We start from the raw sequence: 25928 nt of genomic DNA on the forward strand, positions 1-25928 counted from the left end.
CACTTTTATAGTGGTTCTTTTTTTATTTAATTATTTTTGAATATCCGAGGAGGAACAGGAAAATGGCAATTTTAAATATCAAAGACACAGAGCATAAAGCAAAATGTGCATTTAAGTTTGATAAGTGGGCTGATGAAAAGTACAACGATGAAGACAAAAAAGGAAATAAAGCTGGCGGTTTCATGAACATTTATAACAACCTATTAGAATTTGAAACAAAATACTTAGTAGCTTTTTGGGATTGTGCCCTTGCCTATTTAGGTAAAGGAAAACCGTCTTTATCTGAAATTGAAGATGCGATTGAAGAACGTATTGAAGAGGATGGAGATACAGAAAAACTAATTAAAGAAGCATTTAATGAGTTGACTGATTCGGGTTTCTTCAAAATGAAAGCGAAAAAATACTGGAAGAACCTCGAGATACTGAAAGACACGGGCAAGGACGACGAGGAGAAAGCGGAAAACCTCAAAATGTACAACATGATCCAGGAAAGCCGAAACGCTATGAAGGAATAGATTACGATCAAATATTAATAGATTCAGCTCACTATCTTTGTGAGTACGACACTGAAGTAATCTATTCCTGGACTCCTCGGGAATTCAAAAACTTTTTAAAAGGTGCCAAGCTTCGCATAATTGATAGTTATGAATTGTGCGCGGTTCAAGCACTGTTCGCTGGGAAGGTGAAGAACACTAGGAAGAAAAGCCTGAAATTAAAAGATATTTACGATGCAGATAAAGCACGTAAAGAATTCGAAAAGACAATGTCTCACAAAAAAACACCACCTAAACCAGACAGTGGCAAGTATAACTCTCTAAAAGAATCTATGAAGTCTTACAAACTATAAACAGTAAGAAAGGAGGACACACCTATGATTGAAAACTTTACCGCCATTATCGGAGCTAAAATAAAGGATTTTCAACGGAAAATGAAAATGGTTGATAAGAAAGTAAAAGAAACGGCAACGGAAGCGACGAAGCCAATTACAGCTGACATTAACGACTTCTACTCATCTATTTTAGAAGTTGAAAGTTTGACTGAGAAAGCTGTTAAGAAAGCGACGAAGGAAATAAATGTTGATCTAAACGACTTTTATATTCAGATGGCTGAGATGAATGCTGAAACGAAAGTAGCTACTAAACCTGCTAAGAAAAACATTGGGGCAAACATTGCAGACTTTATGCGTAAGGCGGCACAAGTTGCAGTTGTAGCCAGAAGTATTGCGCGAGATAAAGTGGTCGTTATATTTACAGCAAGTATTAAAAGGTATCAAGCCGCCATGACTAAATATGCTTCGATGACACGTGCGCTTGGTGAGGTGATGCAAAATACATTCCAAGGCGTAGGGGTAATGCTATCTGCTGGACTTGTTCCTGTTATAGCTGTATTAGGCGGGGCAATTGGTAACCTCGGACCCATGCTAGGAGTGGTAGCTGGATCTACCTTTGCTCTTGCTTCAGCATTTGCGGTTGCAGGAATTGGCGCGGCTGCATTTGGCGGGTTAGCTGTGACCAACTTAAAAGGCGTATTCAAGGAATCCCAAAAAGCAAAAGATGCAATGGATCGTCTCAAGGGTTCATGGGCGGATATCGCAAAAGAGACAAAGGCAGAAACGGTTTCCATATTCATTAAGGTATTAAACATTCTTAACGGTGCTTTATTGGACATCAAGCCAATGTTTATGAGTGTTACAGACGCAGTTAGTAGACTTACTGATAGTTTAGGGCGTGCGTTTGATTCTAAACCAATGCAAGCCTTTTTTGACTATTTGAACAAATCAGCAGGGCCATTACTTGAAACAGTCACTAAAGGCATCGGGAACTTTGTTCAAGGACTGTTAAACATGATGACAGCGTTTGCCCCTTTGACAGACACCACAGCAAAAGGGTTCGAAGCAATGGGTGCAAGTTTCGCAACATGGGCTGCTGGATTAGGTGAAAGTAAGAAGTTTCAGAGCTTTATTAGCTATGTGCAAGAAAACATGCCTAAAATACGGTCAATATTCAGTGATGCTTTCCAAGGGATTATTAACGTGTTCGCTGGTTTTGCTCCATCATCGGCTGATATGATGACAAGTTTGCAAGATATGATGGAACGTTTCAAAGAATGGTCATCCACAATATCACAAAATCAAGGATTCCAAAATTTCATCAGTTACATAAAAGAGAACGCTCCTAAAGTCGTTTCATTGATCGGCAATTTGACGACATTCTTAGTTAATTTAGGAATCGCGTTAGCTCCATTAGGTTCAAAAATTTTGGATATGGTTAATAGTTTCCTAGCTTGGTCTAATTCCATGTTAGAAAATCATCCGATCATAGGGAAAATCGTCGCTGTTTTATTAGTCCTAACAGGTGGACTAATTGCTATAGCCCCACACATTATCGCTTTTGGTGCTTTATTTGGCGGTGTTGCAACAGCAATCGGAACAGCAACAGCGTTAATGAGAGCAAAAATGATGCTTAGTATTTCCATGATGATTGGCTCTATGATAAAAGCAGGGGCGCAAATGGTTATCACGACAGCAACATTTGTTGCTAAATGGGCTGTAATTGGTTTGCAAGCTGGATTAAACGCAGTGAAAGTAGCAGCAGCATGGACCTTAACTAAAGGGGCGGCAATGGCATCGGCGGTAGCGTCAATGGCAACAGCCGCAGCTAAATTCATTGCGAAGTGGGTATTGATTGGCGCACAAGCGTTAGTACATGCAGCGAAAGTAGCAGCAGCATGGACGTTATCAACAGGAGCCGCAATGGCAAGAGCAGTAGGTTTCATGATTGCAACATCAGCAGTATTCGTTGCGAAATGGGTATGGATGGGTGTCCAGTCATTACTACAAGCAGGGCGAATGGCAGCGGCTTGGTTTATCGCATTAGGTCCCGTAGGTTGGGTTATTGGTGCGATTGTTGGTCTTGCCATATTAGTTATTGCGAACTGGGACAAAATCAAATCCAAAACGATCGAAATTTGGAATAAAGTCTCTAGTGCCGTGAAAGATGCCTGGGAAAAAGTGAAATCTAAAACAGCTGAAGGCGTCGCTTCTTTGATTAGAAAAATCAGCGAGATTCCAGGGAAAGTAAAAGCCTTTAGAAGTAAATTACTATCTGCCGGTGCTGATTTAATCATGGGATTAATCAAAGGGATAACCGGTAAAGCGAAAGACGCGATTAACGCAATAACAGACGTAGTAGGGGATATGGTTGGGGCAGCTAAGAAATTCCTAAAAATCAAATCACCTTCACGTGTCATGATGGCTATTGGTGATTTCGTTGGTCAAGGTTTAGCAAAAGGTGTTACTGGAACAGCTAAACAAGTCGCGTCAGCAGGAGCAAGTCTCGCTTCCAAATTAACTAGCGCGATTGCGAATAAAACGACTAGTAAGAGTATGAAAGCAACTCTGCAAGGTGTGAAAGCGTATGCGTCTCAACAAATATCTATTCTTGAGGGTATTGCTAAAAAACGTGAGTCAGTTGCTATTAAATTAAAAGCAGCACAAGCCAAATTAGTGGATGCAATAAAACTTCGTGACGATTTTGCTAAATCGGTTACCGATGACGCTTTGGATTTCGCATCTATTGGAAATATTGAAGCCAAAACAGGTGAAGATCTTGCTAAGAAATTACAAGATAAATTAGGTGCAATCCGTGCCTTCCAGGAGAACATCAAGAAATTGCAAAAGTCTGGATTGAACAAAGACATCATACAAGAGATTATTTCGTCAGGTGTAGAAAGTGGCGGTGCTAAAGCTGCGCTATTAGCAGGTTCTTCTGGTGCGGTCATCATGAGTATTAACGACACTCAAGCAAAAATTAATAAAGTATCGAAAACACTTGGTAAAGAAACAGCCGATCAATTCTACGGTGCGGGTGTTATGGCTGCACAAGGTATCGCTAAAGGTCTACAGTCACAAGCGAAAGCATTGGAGTTATCAGCTAACAAGATTTCTGACGCTCTTGTCAAAGCTGTGAAACGTAGATTGGATATCCATTCACCTTCACGTGTCTTTGCGAAAATTGGAGCCTTTGTAAGTAAAGGTTTGGCAATTGGTATTGATAGGCTGGCTATCTCTCCAATCAAATCAATAGTAGATATGGCTAATCAAATGACAAATGCTTTTAATCCTCAACTTGCAATGGCCGACATGCAAGCAAACGCAACATTGAATACTTCAGTAACTCGTGCAGACATGAAAGCCGTACAACATTCATATGCTACGGATATCGGTGATTTAGATATTGAACAATCAGATACGGTCTTGATTATGGACGGTAAAGAAGTTGGTAAGATTACAGCGAAACATGTAGCAGAAGAAAATAATCGGCATGACAAAATGGTGAAAGTTACGAAAGGGGGGCGCTAAACAATGTGGATAAGTGAAGAAGTTAGGGCAATCCTTTCGCCTTTCCCTATTTATTTCAATAATATTGATTTAACGAATTGGGTATTTCCGAAACAAGATAAGGGTAGAGGTTTACTTGATCGAGAGATTACGATGATTACCATACCAGGTCGTCCAGGAGGCGTCATAACCGGTAAGCGTACTCCTGCTAGATTTATATCCCAAGAAGTATTAATAGCCTGTGAGAGTGCAGAAGAATTGCGTAAAAAGCTTGAAGAGTTAAATGGAATCTTGCACACGGAAAAATCTGAACCACTTAAATTCGGAGATGAGTTGGATAGAACCTATTATGCCATGTATGCAGGAGCACAAGAAGGATATGAGATTGATGGTTTCTATACTGCGACCATCAATTTTTTATGTTCAGATCCATATAAATATGCTGATCCTGAGACACTAACATTTGTTGAGGGGTCTGTTGTCGTCCAAAATAATGGAACAGTGGAAGCTGCACCAACAATTCGTGCAACGGTTCTAGAAGACATCACCTACATGGATGTGTTTAACGATATCGGATATATGCGGATTGGGTGGCCAGTTGAATCTGGGGAAGTTAAATTTAATCCAAAAACGAAATTACTGAATGAACAATTCGCAACCATCACGGGTTGGACGGCAGCAGGAACAACAGTTGATGGCGGTACGGTTACAGGGTTAATAGAGTCAAACGGCACACAATTCCTAGCAAACAACTTTGGCACTCCTGCAGGTGCAACTTGGCATGGACCTTCTCTTAAAAAGAGCGTCACAGGCGCACCTGTACAAGACTTTGAGGTTGAGTGGAACATAACCTTCACGAATCCATCTCCTGGAACAAGAGGACGTATGGAGCTGTATCTACGAGATGACCAATCAAACGTTATTGGCAAGGTTGCCATGAAACGTGTTGGAGGTGGTGCAGGGGGCAACACTGTAGAGATACGAATTGGTTCTGCGACAGCCTTTCACTTTTACGTCAATTATGCAGGTTCAAAAGGTATCGAGTGGAAAGATTTTCGAGGGATTCTACGACTCTCTCGAAAAGATAATGTGTGGCAAGCGTATGTGGCATTAGTTAATCAGACTACAGGGGTACACACAGCTAGATATAACCCAAAGCCTTTTGTTGATGCATCTCGGTTATATATGCAAGCTTTAACGCAAATACAAGTCCATATTGCGAAAGATGATACGTCACCAGCATCGTATATGAGGATGAATCATCTGGATGTGTATCGATTGAATACCGAGCCGACAAAAGTGCCAGTCATAGCGGTTGAGGGAGATTTAATCGAATTGGACTTTAAAACGTCACTCATTGCGATTAACGGAGAGCCTAGACCCGATTTAAAAGATTTCGGAGCAACATTCTTTAAATTACCAAAAGGCATAACCGCTTTGTTAGTTGAACCGTTTGAAAGTTTAACTACAGAAATCGAAATCAAGGAGGCGTTCATGTGATTCATATTCTAGATGGCCAAACAGATGCCCTCCTTGGGTTTCTCGACGGTAATGGAGATAAAGTATTTTGGGATGATGAAATCGAACAAGATGTTATTGGTAAGAATATTAAAAAATTCACCATGCTATCTTCCATACCTGAAGCGACACACATTAAAGATTTAAATCGGTTGCTTGTTCTGCATGAACGTGGAGGTTGGCAGGAATTTGTTATTTATGAACACGAAGTAGATGACGAAAAACTGCATGTTTACGGGGTTGGCTCAGAATCAGGAATGAATCGAAAGGTTATTGCACCAACAAAGCATGAAGGTTTTACATTGAAACAGTATGTGGACTTAGCCACATCAGGAACCGAATGGACTGCTGGTTACATTGAATACGCCGGAATTAAAACACTTACTTTTGATACTCACCTATTGCCCTATGACTTTCTCACAAGAGTAGAAACTGCTTTTAAAGTCGTCGAATTATCATTTCGTGTAGAAATCAAGGGTAGTCATGTCATAGGACGTTATGTTGACGCAGTAGAGAGGATTGGAAATGCTTATAGTGGTAAAGAGTTTGTCAATGCGAAAGATTTAATTGGTGTAAGTAAGAAAGTCTATAATGATCGTATTGTAACTGCTTTGCATGCTATCGGTCCCGAGAGAGAAGATGGGACTCGACTTACCGCATTCATAACAGATGAGGCTGCCTTTCAAAGATGGAATTATAAAGGATTGCACATAATCGCTATTTACGAGCCTGAAACTGAAGATGGAGATATGACGCTCGATCGATTAACTCAGCTAGGGAAAGCAGCTCTTAAAAAGAGAATTGACTCGGTTGTGGAATATAGTATTTCCGCTGTCGATCTCGCTCCAGTTTTTGGTCATGAAGCTGTTTATTTAGGCGATTCAGTAAGAATCAAAGACACAGATTTTAACCCGCCTTTGTATGCAGAAGCTCGAATCATCAATGTAAAACGTCCAATTAAACGCGTTGATGAAGATATGCCAGGCGAAAAAGAATACATTATCGGTGAAGTGGTTGAGTTTAAAGAGGAAGATGTATTAAAAACCTTCCGTGAACTACAAAAGCAATACGGCTTACGTGTCATTAAGTCACCGACAGCTCCACCTGGTAATTCGAATATCATCTGGATTAAAACAGATCCAAGCAGTACGTTCGAAGTTGCACATACATGGGACGGTTTCGAATGGATTCCGATTACTCCTACGGAAGCTGCTGACATTGGTGCGGAAACTCCTGAAGGGGCTTTGAGTCAAGCATTAGAACTCTACTTGAATATCGTAAATACGGAAAAAGCTCATACAGATAACAAGTACACTTCCATCTATTCAAATGTAGACCTGCCTACAGGAACGGCAAAGACCAATTTACTCAATGCGAAAACTGGATACAATACGGCTTACACCAACCTGATTAATTCCATCAATGCCGCCAGAGTTGATGAAGTTACTACAGTAGCTGAGAAGATAGATGTGGATACGAAATATAATCTTTACAGAGGAGCTTTATCCGCATTAGCTACGAGGTTTGAAGAAGCCACTCGTGCTATTGAGCAAGAGAAAACACTTAATTCTCGCTTCTATACTTGGATTAAATATGCAGATACACCAACAACGGGAATGTCAGATACACCAGAGGGTAAGAAATATTTGGGTATTGCTTATAATAACGAGACCTCTACAGAGAGCTCATTATATGCCGATTATTCTTGGAGCTTAATCGAAGGTGAAAAAGGTGACACGGGAATAGAAGGACCTCCGGGAGATAACGGTGAATCTTTGTATACCTGGATAAAATACGCTGATGACGCTAACGGGAACGGAATATCAGATCTTCCTACAGGTAAAAAATATTTAGGTATTTCTTATAATAATTTAAGTGCTTCGGAGTCTTCACTCCGTACTGACTATTCATGGTCATTACTAGAAGGACCACAAGGTATTCAAGGACCATCGGGACCTAACGGTCAAACATTATATACATGGTTGAAATACGGCGACTCTCCGACAACTGGAATGTCTGATGTACCTACAGGCAAAAAATATATTGGATTAGCTTACAATAAAACAACTCCAACTGAATCAAGCACTTACGCGGATTATGCATGGAGTTTAATTGAAGGACCAACTGGACCAACTGGATCGCAGGGTATACAGGGACCTGTAGGACCAAACGGGGAAATAACTTATGTGTGGATTAAATACGCAGATACTCCGACTACAGGAATCACAGATTCTCCAACAGGAAAGAAATACTTAGGTATCGCTTATAACAAATTAACTCAAACAGAGTCGACCAACTATGCGGATTATTCTTGGAGTTTGATTGAAGGTCCCCAAGGCATTGCTGGTCCTACAGGTTCTCAAGGTATTCAAGGTCCACAAGGTCCACAAGGTCAGACTCTATATACCTGGTTGAAATATGCTGACAGTCCTACAACTGGGATGAATGATCTTCCTTCGGGTAAGGCGTATATTGGTTTATCTTACAATAAGACAACTGCTACGGAATCCACAATTTACGGAGACTATACATGGTCATTGATAAAAGGTGAAACAGGTAACACTGGAGTACAAGGTCCTTCAGGTCCTAACGGTGAATCTTTATATACCTGGATTAAGTATGGAACTTCAGCAACAGGAGCTGGACTAACAGACAATCCCGCCAATATGACTTATATCGGGGTAGCTTATAACAAACCTACTATCACCGAAAGTACTACGGCAGCTGATTATACTTGGAGCTTAATTCAAGGACCACAAGGACCCACCGGAGCAACAGGGGCTCAAGGTATTCAAGGATTACAAGGTATTCAAGGACCTACAGGTGCCACAGGCATACAAGGTCCTGTTGGAGCGAACGGGGTATCTTCTTATACTCATATTGCGTATGCAACTAACGCTACCGGAACAACTGGATTTTCCGTAAGCGATCCGGTTAATAAAACGTATATCGGAATGTATGTAGATTCTACTCCAGCAGATTCTACAAACCCAGCTTTATACAATTGGTCATTGATTAAAGGTGCTGATGGAAGTCAAGGAATACAAGGACCTCCAGGAGCAAATGGTCAAACATCTTATCTTCATATTGCCTATGCAACTAATTCAACCGGATCAACAGGATTCAGTACGACAGATCCAGTGGGGAAAACCTACATTGGTACTTATACAGATTTTGTTTCTGCTGATTCGAGTAACGCATCGGTATATGCTTGGTCGCTAATAAAAGGTGATACAGGAGCCACTGGTCCTACCGGTGCAACTGGGTCTCAGGGTGTTCAAGGTCCACCTGGAGCAAATGGACAATCCTTATATACATGGATAAAGTATGCCGATACGGTAGCTGGAGCAGGAATGACTGATACTCCGGCAGGAAAAACATATATCGGGTTAGCTTACAATAAGGTCACAGCGACAGAGAGCCTAACGGCCACTGATTATGCTTGGTCATTAATTCAAGGAGCAACAGGAAATACCGGTGCAGATGGAGTCACTTATTATACCTGGGTAAAATACGGAGATTCAGCATCAGGTGCAGGTCTCTCGGATTCTCCTACAGGGAAAACATACATCGGTTTGGCTTACAATAAAACATCATCAACTGAAAGTACAACGGCAGCAGATTATACCTGGTCTCTAATAAAGGGTGATACTGGAGCAACTGGGGCAACCGGAGCTCAAGGTCCTGCTGGGGAATTAAATTTAATTAACAACCCGAACAATAGCGGAAATGTGACAGGTTGGGTCGGAACGACATACGCGACGACTCCTTTCGTGGACGGTCGGACAGTCGGAGTTGCATTATCAACTTCAGCAGCTAGTGTTATGCGTTCATCAGATTACTTCGAGATTGAGACGAATAAGATGTATGAGTTTTCCGTTTGGCTGAAGCGAGATAACATCAATACTAACTACTTCGGGATTACAGTAATAAATGCTGCGGGAGCAAATATTGGAGTCTATCCGATAGCTGTTGCTACAGGGGTAAAAACAGCCACATTGAATACCAACCCTTATTTCTGGTCAGGAGCTCAATCGGCGAATGCTTGGGTACGACATGTGGGATATATTATTCCTGCTGGAGTTGATTTAACAGATCCCGAGCTCATTAAAGCTCTAGGTGAGAATGTTACTACTATTTATCAATTTCCAGGGGATGCCGATAGAGCCTTAATGAGAATCGGTAACTACAATAACACTGTTACATCGAATCAACACATCGCCTTCCCACTAGTTAAAGAGGTTGATGTTTCCATTCTTCAAGCGAACAAGGCGAAGAACGAAGCTTTACGGACTGGAACGTTTGTAGACGGATGGTCTTATCAAGGAACCATAGAAATTGATGGCGGTAAACTGAGAGCAGATACTGTTGACGCGGCAATACTTAAAGGTGGAACGGTAATCGCTGGTGATATTATCTTCGAAGGCGAGCTTCGTGGTGCTACAGGCACATACAGTGGTCGAGTAAACATTGGGGATTACTTAACGCAAGGTAATGTTGTGATTGATTCGGAGATAGTGAATGGTGCGTATGTTCGAGTACAGTCTAAACCAACTGGGAATATAGACAATGCCACGATATTACAGGCAGGTACAATGGCAGTTGACTGGTACGATGCTGGCACAGGTATTCGTCATACCTCTAGGCTCAAACAAATTGGTGCAATCCTTGGCTTATATCCAGAAAAGATAGGAACTACAGCTGCTACAACATTCGATATTGACCTTGATGAGGTACAGGTAAAGAAATTTACTACTAGCGGTAAGGTAATTGTAGCAATAAATGACGATGCGATAACACTTAACTATCCTACTGGTGACAATGCTTATTTAGCATACACCGAGAACGGAATACGTAAAGCCTACGTTGGTTATGGTGGTAATGGTGCGACACAATTCACTTTACAAAATGATAACGCTAATGGTTCACACACACTAATGGGTCCTACAGGCGGCCACCGTGTTGACATTGACACCAACGGTAGTGATGGTCATACGCGCATTCGCGGCTCAATTGGTCCAATCATTAAATTCTTAAAAACGGCTGAAACAATACAGTTCCGTAACTTTGCAGATTCTGCTTACGCTTCTATTGTATCGTCCGGTCACACGACAGTTTCTAAAAGAGAGTATAAAAAGAATATAAGCCTATATGAAGGGGATGGACTAGGAGAGATTGTCACAACGCCAATAAGAGAATGGCAATATAATAGTGATTTCGAATGGGAAATTAAGCGATTAGGCATAATTGTAGATGAAGCACCATTAGAAGTTCTTGATCTAACAGGTGAAGGCGTTGATTCATATGCAATGGCTGCACTTGCTTGGAGAGCGATTCAGCAACTTAGTGAAAAATTAACAACAGCGGTCGAAACTATCCAAACCCTAGAAGGGAAAATACAAATTTTAGAGGAGGCGGCAATTTAAATGAAGATAGATATCAGCAAAATCACTGCGGCAGCCCAGGCAGAATTAGGTGCTCTGGGTATGGAAAAAATCATATTTGGACTACAACTCGAACACGTGCAAGAAGAGAATAAACAGTTAAGAGAAGAAAATGAACAGTTAAGAGTTGAAAATGAACAACTAAAACAACCACAAGAGGCATCCGCATAGGGTGTCTTTATTCGTTTGCAGGATTCTCTCCTCTTTTGTCGAATATTGGATGAAAGAGAAAGGAAGGGATTAAGTATGAAAGTTGAAATCAATGTAGTACCGCCAGGCGGAGGGGAAACAAACTACACCATACCTCTGGCTGAAAACTCTTATTTTATGCCTCGTGCAGGCGAGTATATTAATATTCGAGAAGAAGATGGTATGAGCGCTTTTTATGTAAGGAATATTCATTATTTTTGTGAAAAACCTCAAACTAAGTTTTTAGTTGAAAACGTGGTAATTGAGGCTGAGCCTGTATTGCTACCTGAAGGAATTGGATCAGAGGGACACAACAAGGTGTGTTTATCCATGCAAGTGAGTAAGGAATACCCAACAACAATATATTGAATAATTGAGAACGTCCAAGCGGGCGTTCTTTTTGTTTACCTGAAAAGAATTCGTCCTCTTACGTAAAATAATGAATAAATGGGGGGCGGAAAAGGTGTGAAGAGGATTTTTAAATTTAAGAATGGTGATCGGGTCACTGTACCTATTGCAGACCATAACTCAAAATATTGGTATGTAATCGTTAATTTACGCACAATTAAAGAAAAAGATATTCCAATCATTTTTGACATGGGGAATGGAGAAACGTATGAAAGTAGTGGTAAAGAGCTCGATTCCGTTGAATTGAAATTCAAATAAATATGATTAAATTCAGAACGTCCAATAGGGCGTTCTTTTTGTTTTCTAAAGAAAGGGTGAGAGTATGGTTCAGGAAGAGACGCAACAAAACAAGCTAATCGAAAAAATGACGGATAGCGTCAATTCATTAAACGTCAATTTTGCGAGAGTTGAGGGGAAGATAGACGCAGCTCTTGAACTGAAAAAGGACGTCGGAATGTTATCGGAAAAGCTGGATGTCCTTAAAGTTGGGCATGTGACAGCTGTTAATGAGTTGAAAGATGCCAAAGATGATATTCAAATTCTGTTTCGAAAATCTAAAGAACGTGAGCAAAAAGCAGATTCTGACCGAAAATGGGTTGTTGGTGCGATTATATCCCTATGTGGTCTAGGATTAACGGTTATTGGTCTTGGTGTAGCAGTCATTAATATGTTGATCAAATAAAATTCAGGAGGAAAACAAGATGAATACAAACTTACCTTTCGACAAGGGAATGGTCGTACGTACGGTTATTCTCTTTTTAGCGTGGTTGAATCAATATCTACAATTAAATGGTTACAACACTCTTCCTTTTAATGATGCACAAGTTGAGATGGGTGTTTCAGCTTTGGTTACATTTTTCGCTTCAATGTGGTCCTGGTGGAAGAATAATAACGTCCGTTATAAAGCACGACGCAACGATCAGTATTTAAAAGAAAAGGGGCTGAAATAGATGCGTCTATTAAAACACGGATCTAAAATAGGCAACGCTACTGTCATTGTCGATATTGTTCAAAAGGGAAATCCTGAGATTCGTCCAGGCATTCCGATGAATCCAAAGTATTTTACAGACCATGATACAGGAAACTCTGGTCGTGGTGCTGATGCGAAAATGCACAATCGATATATTCACAATATGGCTAGTTATAAACCGAAAGATACAAATCACGTTTCATGGCATATTTCCTTGGATGAAAATTTTATCATTCAACATCTTCCTTTTGATGAGCCAGCTTTCCATTGTGGTGACGGTTGGGGTCTTAATTCCGGAAACCGTACCTCTATCGGAGTAGAAAAATGTATGCATCAGGGTGCGGATCGTAACAAGATTGAAGCGAACGCCATTGCTTTATATGTTTACTTGTTAAAAGAGTTTAAATTTCCAATTACAAGCGTTCGACCTCATCAGTCCTGGAGCGGTAAATACTGTCCCCAAGTAATTTTAAATAAATATGGTTTTTTCAAACCGTACCGAGACAAAATTGAAGCTGCTTATAAAGGAAGTCCAATTAATGTAACACCCGGAGTAAATAGCTATTTGCAAAATGGTGATACAGGTGCTGCTGTTAAGGATTTACAAGAGCATTTAATTAAAGTCGGGCTCAAGTTGAGTGTAGATGGAAGTTTTGGACCTGCTACTGAAAAGGCATTAAAAGCCTTTCAAACAGCTAACAGTTTAAAAGTAGATGGGTTTTATGGTCCTGCAACTAAATCAAAACTAGAAGCAGTAGTGAAGAGTCCTGATGTTAAACCAGTGAGTAAACCAGTTGTAAAAGAGGAGGAAGAAGATATGTTAGGAAAAGCAATAGTGATTGGATCATTAAATGATTATGCAGCTGCAGAGACTTTATCAATACGACTAAATGTACCTATTTATCCACGAGGAGCGATTGATGGAGAAGTAGCAAAAGAGTTAATTGTTGTAGGTGGCGATAAAAAAGGATTAAAAGCTGATAAGATTACAAATTTATCTGGCGGTAATCGATTTGAGACTGCTGCTAATGTACAAAAATATTTAAAATAACTGTCTGGCCATCCTTAATTGGGTGTTCTTTGTCTTTTTATGTAAAATTTTTAAAGGAAAACCCCCTTATTTTGTCGAATCTATGGATAGACACTAATAGGGGGAATAAATAGATGGCAACTACTTATAAAACATTACATTTTCACCAGTTATCAATTTATAAAAGAAGATTTGTTCGGAAAGGTAAAGAAGCCGACTTCATGATAAAGGACCATTTAACAGTAGCTCAAGTGAATTTAAAACTTGATGATATAATTTCAAATAAAACTACAAATAACTGTATTAGTATCCAAAAAGAATTTGAAACAGATTCCACTACTTTGGAAATATTACAAAGTGACGATAAATTTATTTTTGCACGAATGGGAAAAGAAAAGGATATGAGAGCATATCATCTTAGAGAAGAAAGAACTTTTAAGGCAGAACAAATACTAAAACGTAACAATCAAATTTTCGAGGTGTTTACATATTTACTAATTGATAGGGAAACATTGATAATTTCATATTTGCATGAAATGTCAGCACCATCAATTTTAAGAATTGGGGAACTATTCACAAACCTATACAATATCGAACAGTTATTTGGCGAGGTTGCATCAGTAAGTGTGGAAGATGCGATTCCATTTTTGAGTGAAAAAGACAGTATTGGAACTGTAACTTTTCAGACAACGTTGCCACCTTCTGACTCGAAATTGTGGAATGAGGAAATTACTGGTTTGGATAGAGCAACTTATGAGAGTATAGAAAATCTTAAAAGTGTAGAAATCACAGTAAAACTTGTTGCGGAACGTAATAAAGATACATTTCCGGATAAAAGCTTACTTGGCAATGTACTTAGAAAAATTTCAAGTATATCTAGTAAAGTAAAAGTGAAAGCTAAGAATGAAAATGAATTAAATCAGGAACATCTTTTAATAAATAATCCACTAACCAAAAAGGTCAGTTTTAACTTTAATAAAGACTTGCAAGATGTTATTGAGATACAAACGGATATTTATAATAATATGGTGAAGGTCTACAATGATAATAAAAAAGAAGTCCTGAAATATTGTAAAGTAGAATGAAACATTAAGGGGAGAAGGACATGTTACGAAAATATATTCGACGTAATATCCCTAATTTAACTGTCCTTTTAATTATTGGAATAGTTATGTACTATGCATTTATTAATGATTTTATTGGAACGAAAACAATTAAAAGAAGTAGTCATGTAGAATTACTAACAATTAATTCAATATTCATTGGTTTTCTTTACACTACATTGGGCGTGCTAGTGGGTTTCTTAGGAAACACCAAAATTGCTAATTTAGATCGCTCGGGCTATATGGATGAATACTATAATACTATTTATTTTGGTTTGTTTTTCTTTATAACTTCAGCAGTTTGTGGTTTAACGGGAATATTCGTAAAAAAATTAGAATTAAATACAATTTTGTATTTAGTCGAACAGATATCAATTATTGCTGGATTATGCTTTTTCATAAAAGCAATAATAAACCTTTCTTCCATTATTAAAAAAGTGAGAAATAACTTGTAAAGCACCTCTAACCAGGTGCTTTTTAATTTACCCAAATATCGAACTTTAATAAAGGATTTACCCTCAACTATATTGAAATAAATAAGCAAAGGGGGATAAATATGAAATGTTTGAAATGTAATATGCCTTTTTCACCTGATGACATTTTGGTAATGGAAGATCATGAATTGCCAGTTTGTGATGTATGCGATGCAGAGGAATATCACTTTCTTGTTGATTACGATGGGAGTGAGGATTTTTTTGAGTTCTTAGGGAAACAAGTTAGTAAAAAGATTTGTATTGAATGTATACGTGGTCAATATGAGTTAGTGAGTATTATGTACGGAAATCCAGTAAAAGCTGCAGTGATTTGTCCATCTTGCAATGCCAAAGATAAAATGAGTGTGTACATAAAATTTGTTTGAGCATTTCTGCTGAGGTGCTTGTTTATTTACCTATTATCTCACTGTAACAAGAGACAATCATATTGGTGATTTATTAAATAATTAGCAGAACAAACCAAAGCAATATTAATAAGAAATATCAAAATAGTCACTTCGTAAGCGAGTGACTATTTTGCGTTTTATATCTAAATTTGTCGAATGTTGGATTAAATGGAACTATAGGCAGAATTTATTCGCATTACTATTGTTACTATTTGTAAAAATAAGTTACAAATGGAATTTATATATGGTAGGTTTATTACTAATATTACAGAAATAGTAATATTAAAAATAGAATTCTAGGGGACAAGAAAATGAAAAAAAATCAAGTATTCAAAATGCTTCTAAGTTTGATATTAATAGTTTCAATGTTTGGAGGATTCACTTCAGGAAAAGCATCAGCTGCTCAATCATTTACTAAACCTGCAACTGGTACGTACACAAGTGGTTTTGGTTGGAGAACGATGGATGGAGTTACATCTTTTCACTACGGACAGGATATTGCTAATAACAATACGAACAGTCCGATTACTGCATCAGCAGCTGGAACTGTAATTAAGTCGGAAACTCATTCTAGCTATGGTGAATGGATATTAGTAAGACATAGTATTGGCGGAAAAACATACGAGACCGCTTATGCCCACATGATAACAGGTTCAAGAAAAGTTGGCGTTGGTAGTACTGTAGCTCAAGGACAATTATTAGGTTATATGGGTAGTACAGGTAACTCAACTGGTCAGCATTTGCATTTTGAATTACACGTTGGAACTTGGAACGGATCGAGAACAAATGCAGTTGATCCAATTCCATATTTAAACGGAACAATTAATGTAGCACCTACTTATCATGAATATGATGGAACTTACGCTTCACTTAGAACTAAAAGTTTAACAGGTGGAAGTACAATAAACTTATATGGTAATCCGGGATATGGGATTATTGGAACATTAGATGTTGGAGATCAATTTAAAGTGTATTCAAGAGCTCTAGGTAGTGATCAAAAATATTATTACGCTGTTGGTGGCGGTTACGTACATCAAGACAATGGAACTGTGACTCAATATACTGGATCAGTTAAGTCTGGCACAACTGTATACGTATATGATGCTCCTAATGGCAATGTGAAACAAGCTATCAGCGCTGGATCTACATATACTCTAATTGGAGCTAGAGATGGTTGGTATGCTATTGATTCAACTAACTGGTTTAAAGCTACAGACTTAAACGTTACGAAATAAATAAATTTCCAACTATTGTTACAAATTAAATATTACTAGGAGGATTTACATTTAATGATTAAGAAAAAACTCACATCAGTGGCACTAACCGGAGCACTTGCTTTAGGTGGATTAGGAATTGGCTCAATGGCTGACCTACCATCTGTTCCTGGAATGGGTAGTCAACAAGCTGAAGCATCTGGTTATAACTCTGTATTGGAAGTTATCGCAGCTTCAAGCTCGGTTACATACAAAACTAAAGACGCTATTTCAACGACTAACACGCTTGAAACAACTCCAGATGGTGCGTTTGGTGATTCTAATCCAAGATGGATTATCAAGAACTCAACTGGTACGGTTGTCAAGTCTGGCGCAATGAATGGCGTTGACTGGGAACTTTACGGAACTACATTCACTGCTAAAGAAACAAACATCTCTCTAGCTGGTCTACCGAAGAACACAAGCCATTACCGCATTGAATTTACTTGGACTGCATTTGACGGAACAGTAACAAGCGCTCAATGGCCTGGCTTGACAAAAGCATTCACATATAACGCTGATGGTTCAATCACTAACATTCGTAACTAATCAAATAAATGTGGAGCGGGTATATCCCGAGATACTACATTAAGAGCAAGCCTCACTCATAACTGAGAGGGGCTTTTTTAATTGACAAATATAAAAGTAAAATAAAGGAATTCTTATTGCACATGTTGAAATATGTCAAAAAGGGGGAATTAATATGAAATGTTTGACATGCGGTATTCCTTTTTCACCTGATGATATTTTGGTGATGGAAGATCATGAATTGCCTGTTTGTGATGTATGCGATGCAAAAGAATATCACATTCTTGTTAATTACGATGTGAATGAGGATTTTTATGAGTTCTTAGGGAAACAAGTCAGCAAAAAGATTTGTAATGTATGTATCCGTGGCCAATATGAATTGGTAAGTATCAAATACGGTAATCCAGTTAAGGCTTCAGTGATTTGTCCTACTTGCAAGGCAAAAGATAAAATGAGTATATACATAAAATTTGTTTGATTTATCTTATTGAACTAACGGGACAGAAGAGTTGAACAAAGGTAATAAGAGAGAAATATTTCTAATTCGGAAATCTTTATTTCTATATTGGAAATGTATTTACAAGTTCTTCTATCTCTCCACTGGAAATTACCATATAATAGAAATATGGTAGAGAGGAGAATAAGCATGGATTTACTGACTATTGTTCTTTTTTTAATTATTTTTATTGTTGGTTATATATCTTTCAAAATGGGGAAGACCTCGGAAGCTTTTAAAATTTTAGATACGCTTATAGATGAGTTTGAATATAAAAATGGTTTTTCTGTTGACTTGGAGAAAAATGTGAAGGTTTATGAAGATTTATTACAAGGAGAACTGGATTTTTATTCTGGAAATCAAGATAGGATGGATGAGAATGAGAAGAACAAATATTTAAACAGAATTAGAGAAAGTTCGGATGAATTATCTAGTGCGAAAATGGAATTACAGAAGAAAATCGAAGAGGATCCTATTGCATTTAGAGAAGAAAAACTTGTTCGAGATACAAAAAAAGGATTGTTGAGAAAAATGGTAAGAGCAGCTGACGTTGGTCAAGAAGAGGGAAAGGATTATATGACCAGGATTAAATGAAATGATAACTCATCTTAAGGGTAATGAGTTCTGTTTTCGAGTACAAAACATTAAATAGCAAACTGCAAATAGGAGAGGTCACTTTTTTTTGTTCTAAATGGAGTTTTAGTGATGAACAATAGGCTACTATGACAGTTTTTCTTATTGAACTAATGGGGCAGATTAGTTCAATAAATACGAGAGCATTATTTTATCCATGATGTTTTATATAATTAAGAAGGCTTTGTTTAACTTTTGGATGATTTTCTTCAAATTAATAAGCGTATCCGAAAATATCTCGAATACGCTTATTTTTTCTAAGGCTATTCACTTGTTAATATTAGCTCTCGTGAATTGACATCATAAATTTTATAACCAATTTCAAACATATGGTCTTTTGTAACTGTCATCTCACAATAGTAAGGGATTGACTTTCCATAAGCATCAAGTTCAGGAATATGTGTAAAAGAAAACAGTTCATCTGTATCAAGCATGTCAAAGGTCGCTTCAGTAGAACGGCCTGATGACGTTATTTCAATGATGCAGCCCCCTTTAACAACATCATATTCCTTTAGTAGCATGTATTTTAGACTGGGGAGAGTACACACTAAAAGTAAAACCCCAATTAGAAAGGCTGCAATGGTTTTACCCGCATTTAGTAATGTTAATTCTTTATTAACATACATATAAATAAAGAAAACTACAGCAAATGGAACGAATAAAGCTCCTAATATGAGCATAAAATAATACAATTTTTTCACTTCCTATAACAATTGAATAATTATATTTACGTTGTTTCATTCAAACGGTTTCAAATTATGTCATTTTAAAAAATTATCCTATCCTTTTCTTATTAAGGAAACTTATTTATTCTAACATTATCTTTACTACTTCTACAAATATCCTAAATACCTTTTTCGTTTGCATATGTTTAAAGAAACAATAAGTAATGTTTCTTCCTGAACTAACGGGTGCTTTAGTTGAACAACGCTAATAATATTTAGTACAAACAACTAGCCTCTTGGTTGGGTGTTTTTGTGTTCGGTATTTATATTCATTATCTTTTTACATATTTCCCTTCAAGTAATTACCAATCGTTTCAACATCACGTATAGCACTTGTATTAACAAATAAACAATCAAAATTGTGTGTCTGCCAATTCAAGTGTTAAAACGAAGTGCAAAGTAAGTGTTAATCATTAACAAAGCTTGATATATAGGTATTTTAAAAGAGCCCAATTCATATGCGAATTTAGGCTCTTTTTGTATGTTTAATTTAGATTTTGTATCAGATTACTAAACGGGTTAACTTATTGGAAGGGCTTTTACTTTGTCAGTTTCTTCTATATAAACGTCAAGGTAAATCAAAGTACAAAAAAAGATCAATTTTATAATAAGGGTAATACCTACACATTATTGAATTGATGGTGGTTTGTTCACTTGCGTCAAGTAGATTATTTATCTCTATACCTCGCTTGTGCAAATTAGCATTGCTTTTTTCGTTAATCTCACAAAATTTTCTTTCTAATAATAAAAGGAAACCCATCAAGAATATGGTAATATAATGAAAAGATGTAGTTTCTAACTTGAGGCTTTTGATCTTCAACTAACCGGGCAGTTTAGTTGAATAGTGTTGTTTAACTTGTGTTCAACAATCGGGCCAGATTGTTGAATAAGAAAGTAGGTGATTTTCAGTGGAAAAGCTTTTAGTGAAAACAGGGGTATATTCATTATTTGTTTCTTTTTTATTGCTATTTGTACTTATACCTAGAGAAATAAACACAACGGATGTAAATGGAATGAGCTCAATTGTGGTAACCTCTTATCCAGATTTTGTCTTTAATCTCATACGTTATTCCATAATAATTACAATCATTGCAGTTGTAGTTATGTATTTTGTTAAGTTTAAAAATAAAAAGCGAATGTGATCTCATTACTAAACAATCGGGCGCTATTATGGAGTAATAAAAAAGCCCAATTTCTCAATTTTAATACTGAGAAATTGGGCTTTTATTTGATGTAACAGTTAGATCTGCTTTTAAATCGTTTTGTTGTGTGCGAAACTCAAGCAATTTTAATCATCGTTTATAAATATGAGCGCTTAGCTGGCCATGAACCTTGTAGTTTACGAAGTTGTACAATTTGTCCTGTATGATAAGCATCGTGCAAAAGGAGATTTAGATATTGTTGCCAAACTGGCAGAGAAGGACTAGGTTGATCCAATTCTGCTTCTTGAAGGGATGTTAATGAAGATTGTAAGGCATCATGTACGTGAAGCGTTCGCTTCACTGTTTCTTGCCAAGCATCTTCATCATTAGCTCCACCTTGGACAAACGTGTCATCATTATTTTGTGGGACAACAAATGTGTCATCTTGATGTAAGCGGGAAAGTAAGCGCTCTTTAAAGGTTAGTAAATGGTTTACATTTTCCCAAATCGTATTAGCGGCCTTTCCTTCTGGTTGCCAACATGCTTGTGCAGCGGTAAGATTCTTTAACGCTTCTGATATCGGTGGGTACCATTCTTCTTCGTAAAAAACTTGATTGACTCCATTTTGCAAGATTTCTTTTTTACTCATTAGGATAGCCTCCTTGTTTGTAACTATCTAAATTAGGATTCATTAGTTACCATCAATATATCAAATTTTCCGAAAAAAATACAGAGGAGTGAAAATATACATGGCTTTTATATCTGTGGAGCCTATACCTTAATCAACGATCTTCCGCAATCGGGCGCGATTGTTTAATAAGCGTCTCTGTTCTTATTAAACTAACGGGTGCTTTAGTTGAAGTTCATCATGGATATATAGGTAAACAAAAGAGCCCAATTCATGCGAATTTAGGCTCTTTTTGTATGTTTAATTTAGATTTTGTACCAGATTACTGAACGGGTTATCTTATTTGTGGAAGGGCTTTTACTTTGTCAGTTTCTTAAAGGACAACAAGGAAAATCAGAGTACAAAAAAACATCAATTTTATAATAAGGGTAATACCTACACATTATTGAAATAATGGTGGTTTGTTACACTTACGTCAAGTAGATTATTTATCTCGATACCACGCTTTTCTAATAATAAAAGGAAATCCATCAAGGATATGGTAATATAATGAAAAGATGTAGTGTCTAAGTGAGTAGATTTTAATTAAGTAATATGTTTTACAAGGACATTATTTATTCAACTAAAGGGACTTTCCTTGAAGAACTGAATGCTAAAAATTATACTAAATTTTTCTAAAATAAGTAGAAATATTACAATATATGATATTGTTATACGATGATAGAAAAAATATTATGGGGGTTATTGAATTGAAAAAGTATTTAGTAGGTTTATTTGCTTTATTTTTAATTTTTAGTTTAGTTGCTTGTTCATCTGAAAGTTCGAATACCTCAAAAGCAGAGGATAAGAATGAGGAAAAGAGTTCTGAGGACAAAGCAAAGGCAGAAGCAGAAGCCAAAGCAAAGGCAGAAGCAGAAGCCAAAGCGAAGGCAGAAGCAGAAGCCAAAGCGAAGGCAGAAGCCAAAGCAAAGGCAGAAGCAGAAGCCAAAGCAAAGGCAGAAGCAGAAGCTAAAGCGAAGGCAGAAGCAGAAGCCAAAGCGAAGGCAGAAGCAGAAGCCAAAGCAAAGGCAGAAGCAGAAGCCAAAGCAAAGGCAGAAGCAGAAGCCAAAGCAAAGGCAGAAGCAGAAGCCAAAGCGAAGGCAGAAGCAGCTTCAAGTGGAGGATCAGAGCTCTTTGCCAATTGTACTGAACTAAGAAAGAAATATCCAGCTGGCGTAGCTTCTGATCATCCTGCCTATCAAGATAAAATGGATAGAGATAAAGATAATTTCGCTTGTGAAAATTAGAGTATTATCACTTAGTAGACCTTTCTAAGGTATAGAATAATGAATAATCCCTTCTCAAATAATGAGATGGGATTATTTTTTGTATTTCCTTAACAATTCTTAAACTGAATGATTAATTGATATATCCGAATGTAGATTTGAGTCGTAAGTGCTAGAAAAGTAGAAGGAATAAATCAGGATTTTTGAAATTTAATAATAGTTGATAGGAATCTACTTATCTTTCGGTATAATGGAAATATAGGGTGCTTTAGTTGTATAACGATCTTCAACAATAGGGCGCTTCTCCGTAGTAATCAAACACACTTTGTCAATCTAAAAATAAATCATTCATATTCCACCATAAGTAATCACTAGCTAAATTTTAGATTTGAAAAAACGAAAATGCTGTTGATGAAATCCTACAAAAATAATGAGGGTATACCACCCATAATTATGGACAAAGAACTAAATGTAATCGATGGATTTCATAGATTAGGTGCATTATTCGAGTTGCAATTTGAAACTGTACTCTGCACACTTCGAACAAAGTGTCTACTGAAATAAAGTTATCCTTGGAATGTACTATTATTAATAGGTTAACAACGTTAATCTATGTTAACATTCCGAGATGTTTAGAATGAACAATATGAAACTATTATAGGAGAGTCCTAAAATGCAAAAGAAAATGAACTATTTAATCTTACTATTAACGACCGTCTTTATGGTTGGTTGTACCAATTTAGAAGATGCATCCATTACAGATGTAGAAACAGAACCACAAGAAGTAACTACAGTTGAAACAAATAAAAATAGTGAAAAAGAAGAAACTATCACTACGGTTGTTGATGAACCAGTAGTAGAGGAAACACCAACCCAACCAAATAGTGAACGGTTCTCAGGATACAAACTTATTGAAGTTGATGGTGCTGATTTGTCTGGATATCGTGAACCTAACGTCGTCGTTGACATTGGTTACGGTGACCGTGAATATTGGGCATTTACTAATGAACACGGGCAACTAGTACGTGTCATTGCTGACGAAATCATTATACAAGATGACAGTAACGAACCTGTATTATCGTCTGGCAGATACTATTCTGATGAGGCAAAGGTTCCTGGCGTCGAAAGTGACGTTTTAGATGAAGGACATATAATCGCTGATTCTCTCGGAGGGGTATCGAATGCTTATAACATTACCCCACAAAATAGTACGCTCAACCGACATGGCGATCAAGCTTATATGGAAGACGTGATCCGTAGCGCAGGTGGAGCCACTAATTTTGAAGCAATTATCACATATCCGAATACGGAAACGCAGATTCCTTCAAGTTATCAGTATACCTATACTTTAATGGGTAACGAGATCGTTGATACATTTGACAATGTGAACCCTGATGAAGTAAACGCATCTCTCGGCTTAACAGGCAGTGAGCCTTCTGATTCAACTAGTTCAAACACAAACGGTGATATTTCTAGTGTTGATACAAACGGTAATGGACAGGTGACGATTAAAGAAGCAAAAGCTGCAGGTTTTAGTATGCCAATAACGAGTAAACATTGGTTATACCCATATATGCAAGATAATGATAAGGACGGTATGGTAGGTGAGTAAACCCCTAGAACTTTGAGGCAAAATAAATGAACGAAAGAACATTTTCCTCGTTGGACGATTTATAACAATTTGCGAATGAGTGTCTGTACAGGAACAACTGAAGTTAATGGTCATATCATCTAAATTTGTATGGTGAAAATATATTATTTTTCACTAACGGGTGCTTTAGTTGAACAACGCTAATAATATTTATTGCAAACACCTAGCCTCTTGGTTGGGTGTTTTTGTGTTCAGTATTTACATTCATTATCTTTTTACATATTTCCCTTCAAGTAATTAGCAATCGTTTCAACATCACGTATAGCACTTGTATTAACAAAGCTTGATAAATAGGTATTTTAAAAGAGCCCAATTCATGCGAATTTAGGCCTTTTTGTTTAATTTAGATTTTGTACCAGATTACTGAACGGGTTAACTTATTTTGGAAGGGCTTTTACTTTTTCAGTTTCTTCTATATAGACGTCAAGGTAAATCAAAGTACAAGAAAAGATCAATTTTATAATAAGGGCAATACCTACTCATTATTGAAATGATGGTGGTTTGTTCACTTGCGTCAAGTAGAGTTATTTATCTCTATACCGCGCTTGTGCAAATTAGCATTGTTTTTTCATTGCTTTTTTCGTTAATCTCACAAAATTTTCTTTCTAATAATAAAAAGGAAACCCATCAAGAATATGGTAATATAATGAAAAGATGTAGTATCTATGCTGAGGCTTTTGATCTTCAACTAACGGGGCAGGTTAGTGGAATAAAAAGTGAATTAATCCATTATTATCTGTATTATGTTAACTGCATAAATCAGTTGTACAGATAATGAAGGAAATATCTTCTTACTGTCGAATATTTGCCTAGAACCATAATTAACTATTCCGATGAGGAGGATTCTTGTGCGTCCACGACCATTATTTATTGAAAATCCAGAGCATGCTAGGTTTGTTAGTCTTGTGCCAGATGGAGATATTGAAGAAATACTTAGTAAGCAACGAACTAAGACCATTACCCTCTTAAGCAGCGTATCAGAGGAGTCAGCAAGGAAGTCGTACGCTCCAGGGAAATGGACTTTAAAAGAAGTGATTGGGCATATGACCGACTCGGAACGTGTGATGTCGTATCGAATGCTTGCCATTGCACGAAATGAAAGTGCACCACTCCCAGCAATGGATCAGGATCAATACGTTGCTGCGGCAAACTTCAACAAATTATCCTGGGAGCAGTTACTAGCTGGTTTTGACACAGTACGCTCCAACACGTTAAGCCTTATTTCAACCATTGATGATGCAGCGTGGGTTCGTAATGGAACTGTAATGAACAGCCCAGTTTCGATAGGTACCATTGCATATGGCATTGCCGGGCACGAGTTACACCATATGAAAGTGATTAGTGATAAATACTTATAAGTCTTTTTCTATTAATGAAAAAACCTAATTTTTCAGCATTAAATGAGAAATTAGGTTTTTTAATATTGAAACTTCCTTAACGTTGTAAATCTGCATTTTCCTAACGCTACCCCTTATAGCGAATTTACTATAGTTTCAATCAGAACTAAGGAGATAATTTATGTTGGATTTAGAAAAACAAAAGAAAAAATCATTGCCTTAGATGAGTCAGATGCTAAAAAGCATTGAAATGATGACCGCCGCATATTTGGAAATGGCAAAAGACGGAAAAGATGACTTTACAAGCGATAAATATGTAGATGTACTAAAAGAGATGTATAAGAAAAAGCATCAAGAGAATTAAATAAAACTTCTTATTCAACTAACGG

Annotated in this window: 24 protein-coding genes; 22 read left to right on the top strand and 2 right to left on the bottom strand. The window is 37.3% G+C overall.

Annotation, left to right across the window (positions count from 1 at the left end):
• Nucleotides 1–62 precede the first annotated feature (62 nt).
• The 18 genes from C8K15_RS10135 (at nucleotide 63) to C8K15_RS10220 (ending at nucleotide 18752) form a co-directional block, all read left to right on the top strand.
• Nucleotides 63–515, top strand: coding sequence for a tail assembly chaperone (locus C8K15_RS10135; protein WP_108586289.1), 453 nt, complete (start codon nucleotides 63–65; stop codon nucleotides 513–515).
• A 167-nt stretch (nucleotides 516–682) separates the two neighbouring features.
• Nucleotides 683–847 carry a hypothetical protein gene (locus C8K15_RS20280; RefSeq protein ID WP_158268287.1) on the top strand — a complete coding sequence of 55 codons (165 nt, stop codon included), beginning with the start codon at nucleotides 683–685 and terminating at the stop codon, nucleotides 845–847.
• Nucleotides 848–871: 24 nt separating this feature from the next.
• The gene (locus tag C8K15_RS10145; protein ID WP_108586291.1) at nucleotides 872–4360 is read left to right on the top strand and encodes a phage tail protein; all 3489 of its coding nucleotides are present in this window, start codon (nucleotides 872–874) and stop codon (nucleotides 4358–4360) included.
• Between the two features lie 3 nt (nucleotides 4361–4363).
• Nucleotides 4364–5839, top strand: a complete 1476-nt coding sequence (locus C8K15_RS10150; protein ID WP_108586292.1) for a distal tail protein Dit — start codon at nucleotides 4364–4366, stop codon at nucleotides 5837–5839.
• Nucleotides 5836–11283 (top strand): phage tail spike protein, encoded by a 5448-nt coding sequence (locus C8K15_RS10155; RefSeq protein WP_108586293.1) that lies wholly within the window; start codon nucleotides 5836–5838, stop codon nucleotides 11281–11283. The genes C8K15_RS10150 and C8K15_RS10155 overlap by 4 nt, the downstream gene beginning before the upstream one ends.
• Complete coding sequence (locus C8K15_RS10160) at nucleotides 11284–11472, top strand: hypothetical protein (RefSeq protein WP_108586294.1); 189 nt, start codon at nucleotides 11284–11286, stop codon at nucleotides 11470–11472.
• 75 nt (nucleotides 11473–11547) lie between these two features.
• On the top strand, nucleotides 11548–11859 hold the full coding sequence (locus C8K15_RS10165; protein WP_108586295.1) for a hypothetical protein: 312 nt from the start codon (nucleotides 11548–11550) through the stop codon (nucleotides 11857–11859).
• Between the two features lie 96 nt (nucleotides 11860–11955).
• The gene (locus tag C8K15_RS10170; RefSeq protein WP_108586296.1) at nucleotides 11956–12156 is read left to right on the top strand and encodes a hypothetical protein; all 201 of its coding nucleotides are present in this window, start codon (nucleotides 11956–11958) and stop codon (nucleotides 12154–12156) included.
• 64 nt (nucleotides 12157–12220) lie between these two features.
• Nucleotides 12221–12580 (top strand): hypothetical protein, encoded by a 360-nt coding sequence (locus C8K15_RS10175; protein WP_108586297.1) that lies wholly within the window; start codon nucleotides 12221–12223, stop codon nucleotides 12578–12580.
• 19 nt (nucleotides 12581–12599) lie between these two features.
• Nucleotides 12600–12848, top strand: a complete 249-nt coding sequence (locus C8K15_RS10180) for a phage holin (RefSeq protein WP_108586298.1) — start codon at nucleotides 12600–12602, stop codon at nucleotides 12846–12848.
• On the top strand, nucleotides 12849–13919 hold the full coding sequence (locus C8K15_RS10185; protein WP_108586299.1) for a peptidoglycan recognition protein family protein: 1071 nt from the start codon (nucleotides 12849–12851) through the stop codon (nucleotides 13917–13919).
• 113 nt (nucleotides 13920–14032) lie between these two features.
• Nucleotides 14033–14983 (top strand): hypothetical protein, encoded by a 951-nt coding sequence (locus C8K15_RS10190; protein ID WP_108586300.1) that lies wholly within the window; start codon nucleotides 14033–14035, stop codon nucleotides 14981–14983.
• A 20-nt stretch (nucleotides 14984–15003) separates the two neighbouring features.
• A complete protein-coding gene (locus C8K15_RS10195; RefSeq protein ID WP_108586301.1) occupies nucleotides 15004–15456 on the top strand; it encodes a hypothetical protein in 453 nt (150 codons plus the stop codon).
• Between the two features lie 101 nt (nucleotides 15457–15557).
• A complete protein-coding gene (locus C8K15_RS10200) occupies nucleotides 15558–15860 on the top strand; it encodes a hypothetical protein (protein WP_108586302.1) in 303 nt (100 codons plus the stop codon).
• Between the two features lie 332 nt (nucleotides 15861–16192).
• Nucleotides 16193–17116 (top strand): M23 family metallopeptidase, encoded by a 924-nt coding sequence (locus C8K15_RS10205; RefSeq protein WP_108586303.1) that lies wholly within the window; start codon nucleotides 16193–16195, stop codon nucleotides 17114–17116.
• Nucleotides 17117–17170: 54 nt separating this feature from the next.
• Entirely contained in the window at nucleotides 17171–17683 is a 513-nt protein-coding gene (locus C8K15_RS10210) for a hypothetical protein (RefSeq protein ID WP_108586304.1), read from the top strand.
• Nucleotides 17684–17837: 154 nt separating this feature from the next.
• The gene (locus tag C8K15_RS10215; RefSeq protein WP_108586305.1) at nucleotides 17838–18140 is read left to right on the top strand and encodes a hypothetical protein; all 303 of its coding nucleotides are present in this window, start codon (nucleotides 17838–17840) and stop codon (nucleotides 18138–18140) included.
• A 168-nt stretch (nucleotides 18141–18308) separates the two neighbouring features.
• Complete coding sequence (locus C8K15_RS10220; RefSeq protein ID WP_108586306.1) at nucleotides 18309–18752, top strand: hypothetical protein; 444 nt, start codon at nucleotides 18309–18311, stop codon at nucleotides 18750–18752.
• Between the two features lie 302 nt (nucleotides 18753–19054).
• Here C8K15_RS10220 and C8K15_RS10225 read toward each other — a convergent pair whose 3' ends face one another.
• Nucleotides 19055–19471 carry a hypothetical protein gene (locus C8K15_RS10225; RefSeq protein WP_158268288.1) on the bottom strand — a complete coding sequence of 139 codons (417 nt, stop codon included), beginning with the start codon at nucleotides 19469–19471 and terminating at the stop codon, nucleotides 19055–19057.
• A 1344-nt stretch (nucleotides 19472–20815) separates the two neighbouring features.
• Nucleotides 20816–21307 carry a DinB family protein gene (locus C8K15_RS10235; protein WP_108586309.1) on the bottom strand — a complete coding sequence of 164 codons (492 nt, stop codon included), beginning with the start codon at nucleotides 21305–21307 and terminating at the stop codon, nucleotides 20816–20818.
• A 728-nt stretch (nucleotides 21308–22035) separates the two neighbouring features.
• Between C8K15_RS10235 and C8K15_RS21275 the strand changes: the two genes are divergently transcribed.
• The 4 genes from C8K15_RS21275 (at nucleotide 22036) to C8K15_RS20290 (ending at nucleotide 25903) form a co-directional block, all read left to right on the top strand.
• Nucleotides 22036–22572: an excalibur calcium-binding domain-containing protein gene (locus tag C8K15_RS21275; RefSeq protein ID WP_304590797.1), complete on the top strand. Its 537-nt coding sequence runs from the start codon at nucleotides 22036–22038 to the stop codon at nucleotides 22570–22572.
• 652 nt (nucleotides 22573–23224) lie between these two features.
• Nucleotides 23225–24163, top strand: coding sequence for a DNA/RNA non-specific endonuclease (locus tag C8K15_RS10245; protein WP_108586311.1), 939 nt, complete (start codon nucleotides 23225–23227; stop codon nucleotides 24161–24163).
• An 887-nt stretch (nucleotides 24164–25050) separates the two neighbouring features.
• Nucleotides 25051–25560 carry a DinB family protein gene (locus tag C8K15_RS10250; protein ID WP_108586312.1) on the top strand — a complete coding sequence of 170 codons (510 nt, stop codon included), beginning with the start codon at nucleotides 25051–25053 and terminating at the stop codon, nucleotides 25558–25560.
• A gap of 202 nt (nucleotides 25561–25762) precedes the next feature.
• The gene (locus tag C8K15_RS20290; protein WP_158268289.1) at nucleotides 25763–25903 is read left to right on the top strand and encodes a hypothetical protein; all 141 of its coding nucleotides are present in this window, start codon (nucleotides 25763–25765) and stop codon (nucleotides 25901–25903) included.
• Nucleotides 25904–25928 lie beyond the last annotated feature (25 nt).

This window comes from Paenisporosarcina sp. OV554 (assembly GCF_003058165.1).
Lineage (GTDB): Bacteria > Bacillota > Bacilli > Bacillales_A > Planococcaceae > Paenisporosarcina.

Excerpts from the sequence above, each read along its gene's own strand:
- C8K15_RS10135 (WP_108586289.1), top strand. The coding sequence starts at position 63 with ATGGCAATTTTAAATATCAAAGACACAGAGCATAAAGCAAAATGTGCA.
- C8K15_RS10235 (WP_108586309.1), bottom strand. The coding sequence starts at position 21,307 with ATGAGTAAAAAAGAAATCTTGCAAAATGGAGTCAATCAAGTTTTTTAC.
- C8K15_RS10210 (WP_108586304.1), top strand. The coding sequence starts at position 17,171 with ATGATTAAGAAAAAACTCACATCAGTGGCACTAACCGGAGCACTTGCT.
- C8K15_RS10225 (WP_158268288.1), bottom strand. The coding sequence starts at position 19,471 with ATGCTCATATTAGGAGCTTTATTCGTTCCATTTGCTGTAGTTTTCTTT.
- C8K15_RS10215 (WP_108586305.1), top strand. The coding sequence starts at position 17,838 with ATGAAATGTTTGACATGCGGTATTCCTTTTTCACCTGATGATATTTTG.
- C8K15_RS10145 (WP_108586291.1), top strand. The coding sequence starts at position 872 with ATGATTGAAAACTTTACCGCCATTATCGGAGCTAAAATAAAGGATTTT.
- C8K15_RS10160 (WP_108586294.1), top strand. The coding sequence starts at position 11,284 with ATGAAGATAGATATCAGCAAAATCACTGCGGCAGCCCAGGCAGAATTA.
- C8K15_RS20290 (WP_158268289.1), top strand. The coding sequence starts at position 25,763 with ATGAGTCAGATGCTAAAAAGCATTGAAATGATGACCGCCGCATATTTG.
- C8K15_RS10190 (WP_108586300.1), top strand. The coding sequence starts at position 14,033 with ATGGCAACTACTTATAAAACATTACATTTTCACCAGTTATCAATTTAT.
- C8K15_RS10175 (WP_108586297.1), top strand. The coding sequence starts at position 12,221 with ATGGTTCAGGAAGAGACGCAACAAAACAAGCTAATCGAAAAAATGACG.
- C8K15_RS10205 (WP_108586303.1), top strand. The coding sequence starts at position 16,193 with ATGAAAAAAAATCAAGTATTCAAAATGCTTCTAAGTTTGATATTAATA.
- C8K15_RS10180 (WP_108586298.1), top strand. The coding sequence starts at position 12,600 with ATGAATACAAACTTACCTTTCGACAAGGGAATGGTCGTACGTACGGTT.
- C8K15_RS10245 (WP_108586311.1), top strand. The coding sequence starts at position 23,225 with ATGCAAAAGAAAATGAACTATTTAATCTTACTATTAACGACCGTCTTT.
- C8K15_RS10150 (WP_108586292.1), top strand. The coding sequence starts at position 4,364 with ATGTGGATAAGTGAAGAAGTTAGGGCAATCCTTTCGCCTTTCCCTATT.
- C8K15_RS10220 (WP_108586306.1), top strand. The coding sequence starts at position 18,309 with ATGGATTTACTGACTATTGTTCTTTTTTTAATTATTTTTATTGTTGGT.
- C8K15_RS10165 (WP_108586295.1), top strand. The coding sequence starts at position 11,548 with ATGAAAGTTGAAATCAATGTAGTACCGCCAGGCGGAGGGGAAACAAAC.
- C8K15_RS10200 (WP_108586302.1), top strand. The coding sequence starts at position 15,558 with ATGAAATGTTTGAAATGTAATATGCCTTTTTCACCTGATGACATTTTG.
- C8K15_RS10185 (WP_108586299.1), top strand. The coding sequence starts at position 12,849 with ATGCGTCTATTAAAACACGGATCTAAAATAGGCAACGCTACTGTCATT.
- C8K15_RS10195 (WP_108586301.1), top strand. The coding sequence starts at position 15,004 with ATGTTACGAAAATATATTCGACGTAATATCCCTAATTTAACTGTCCTT.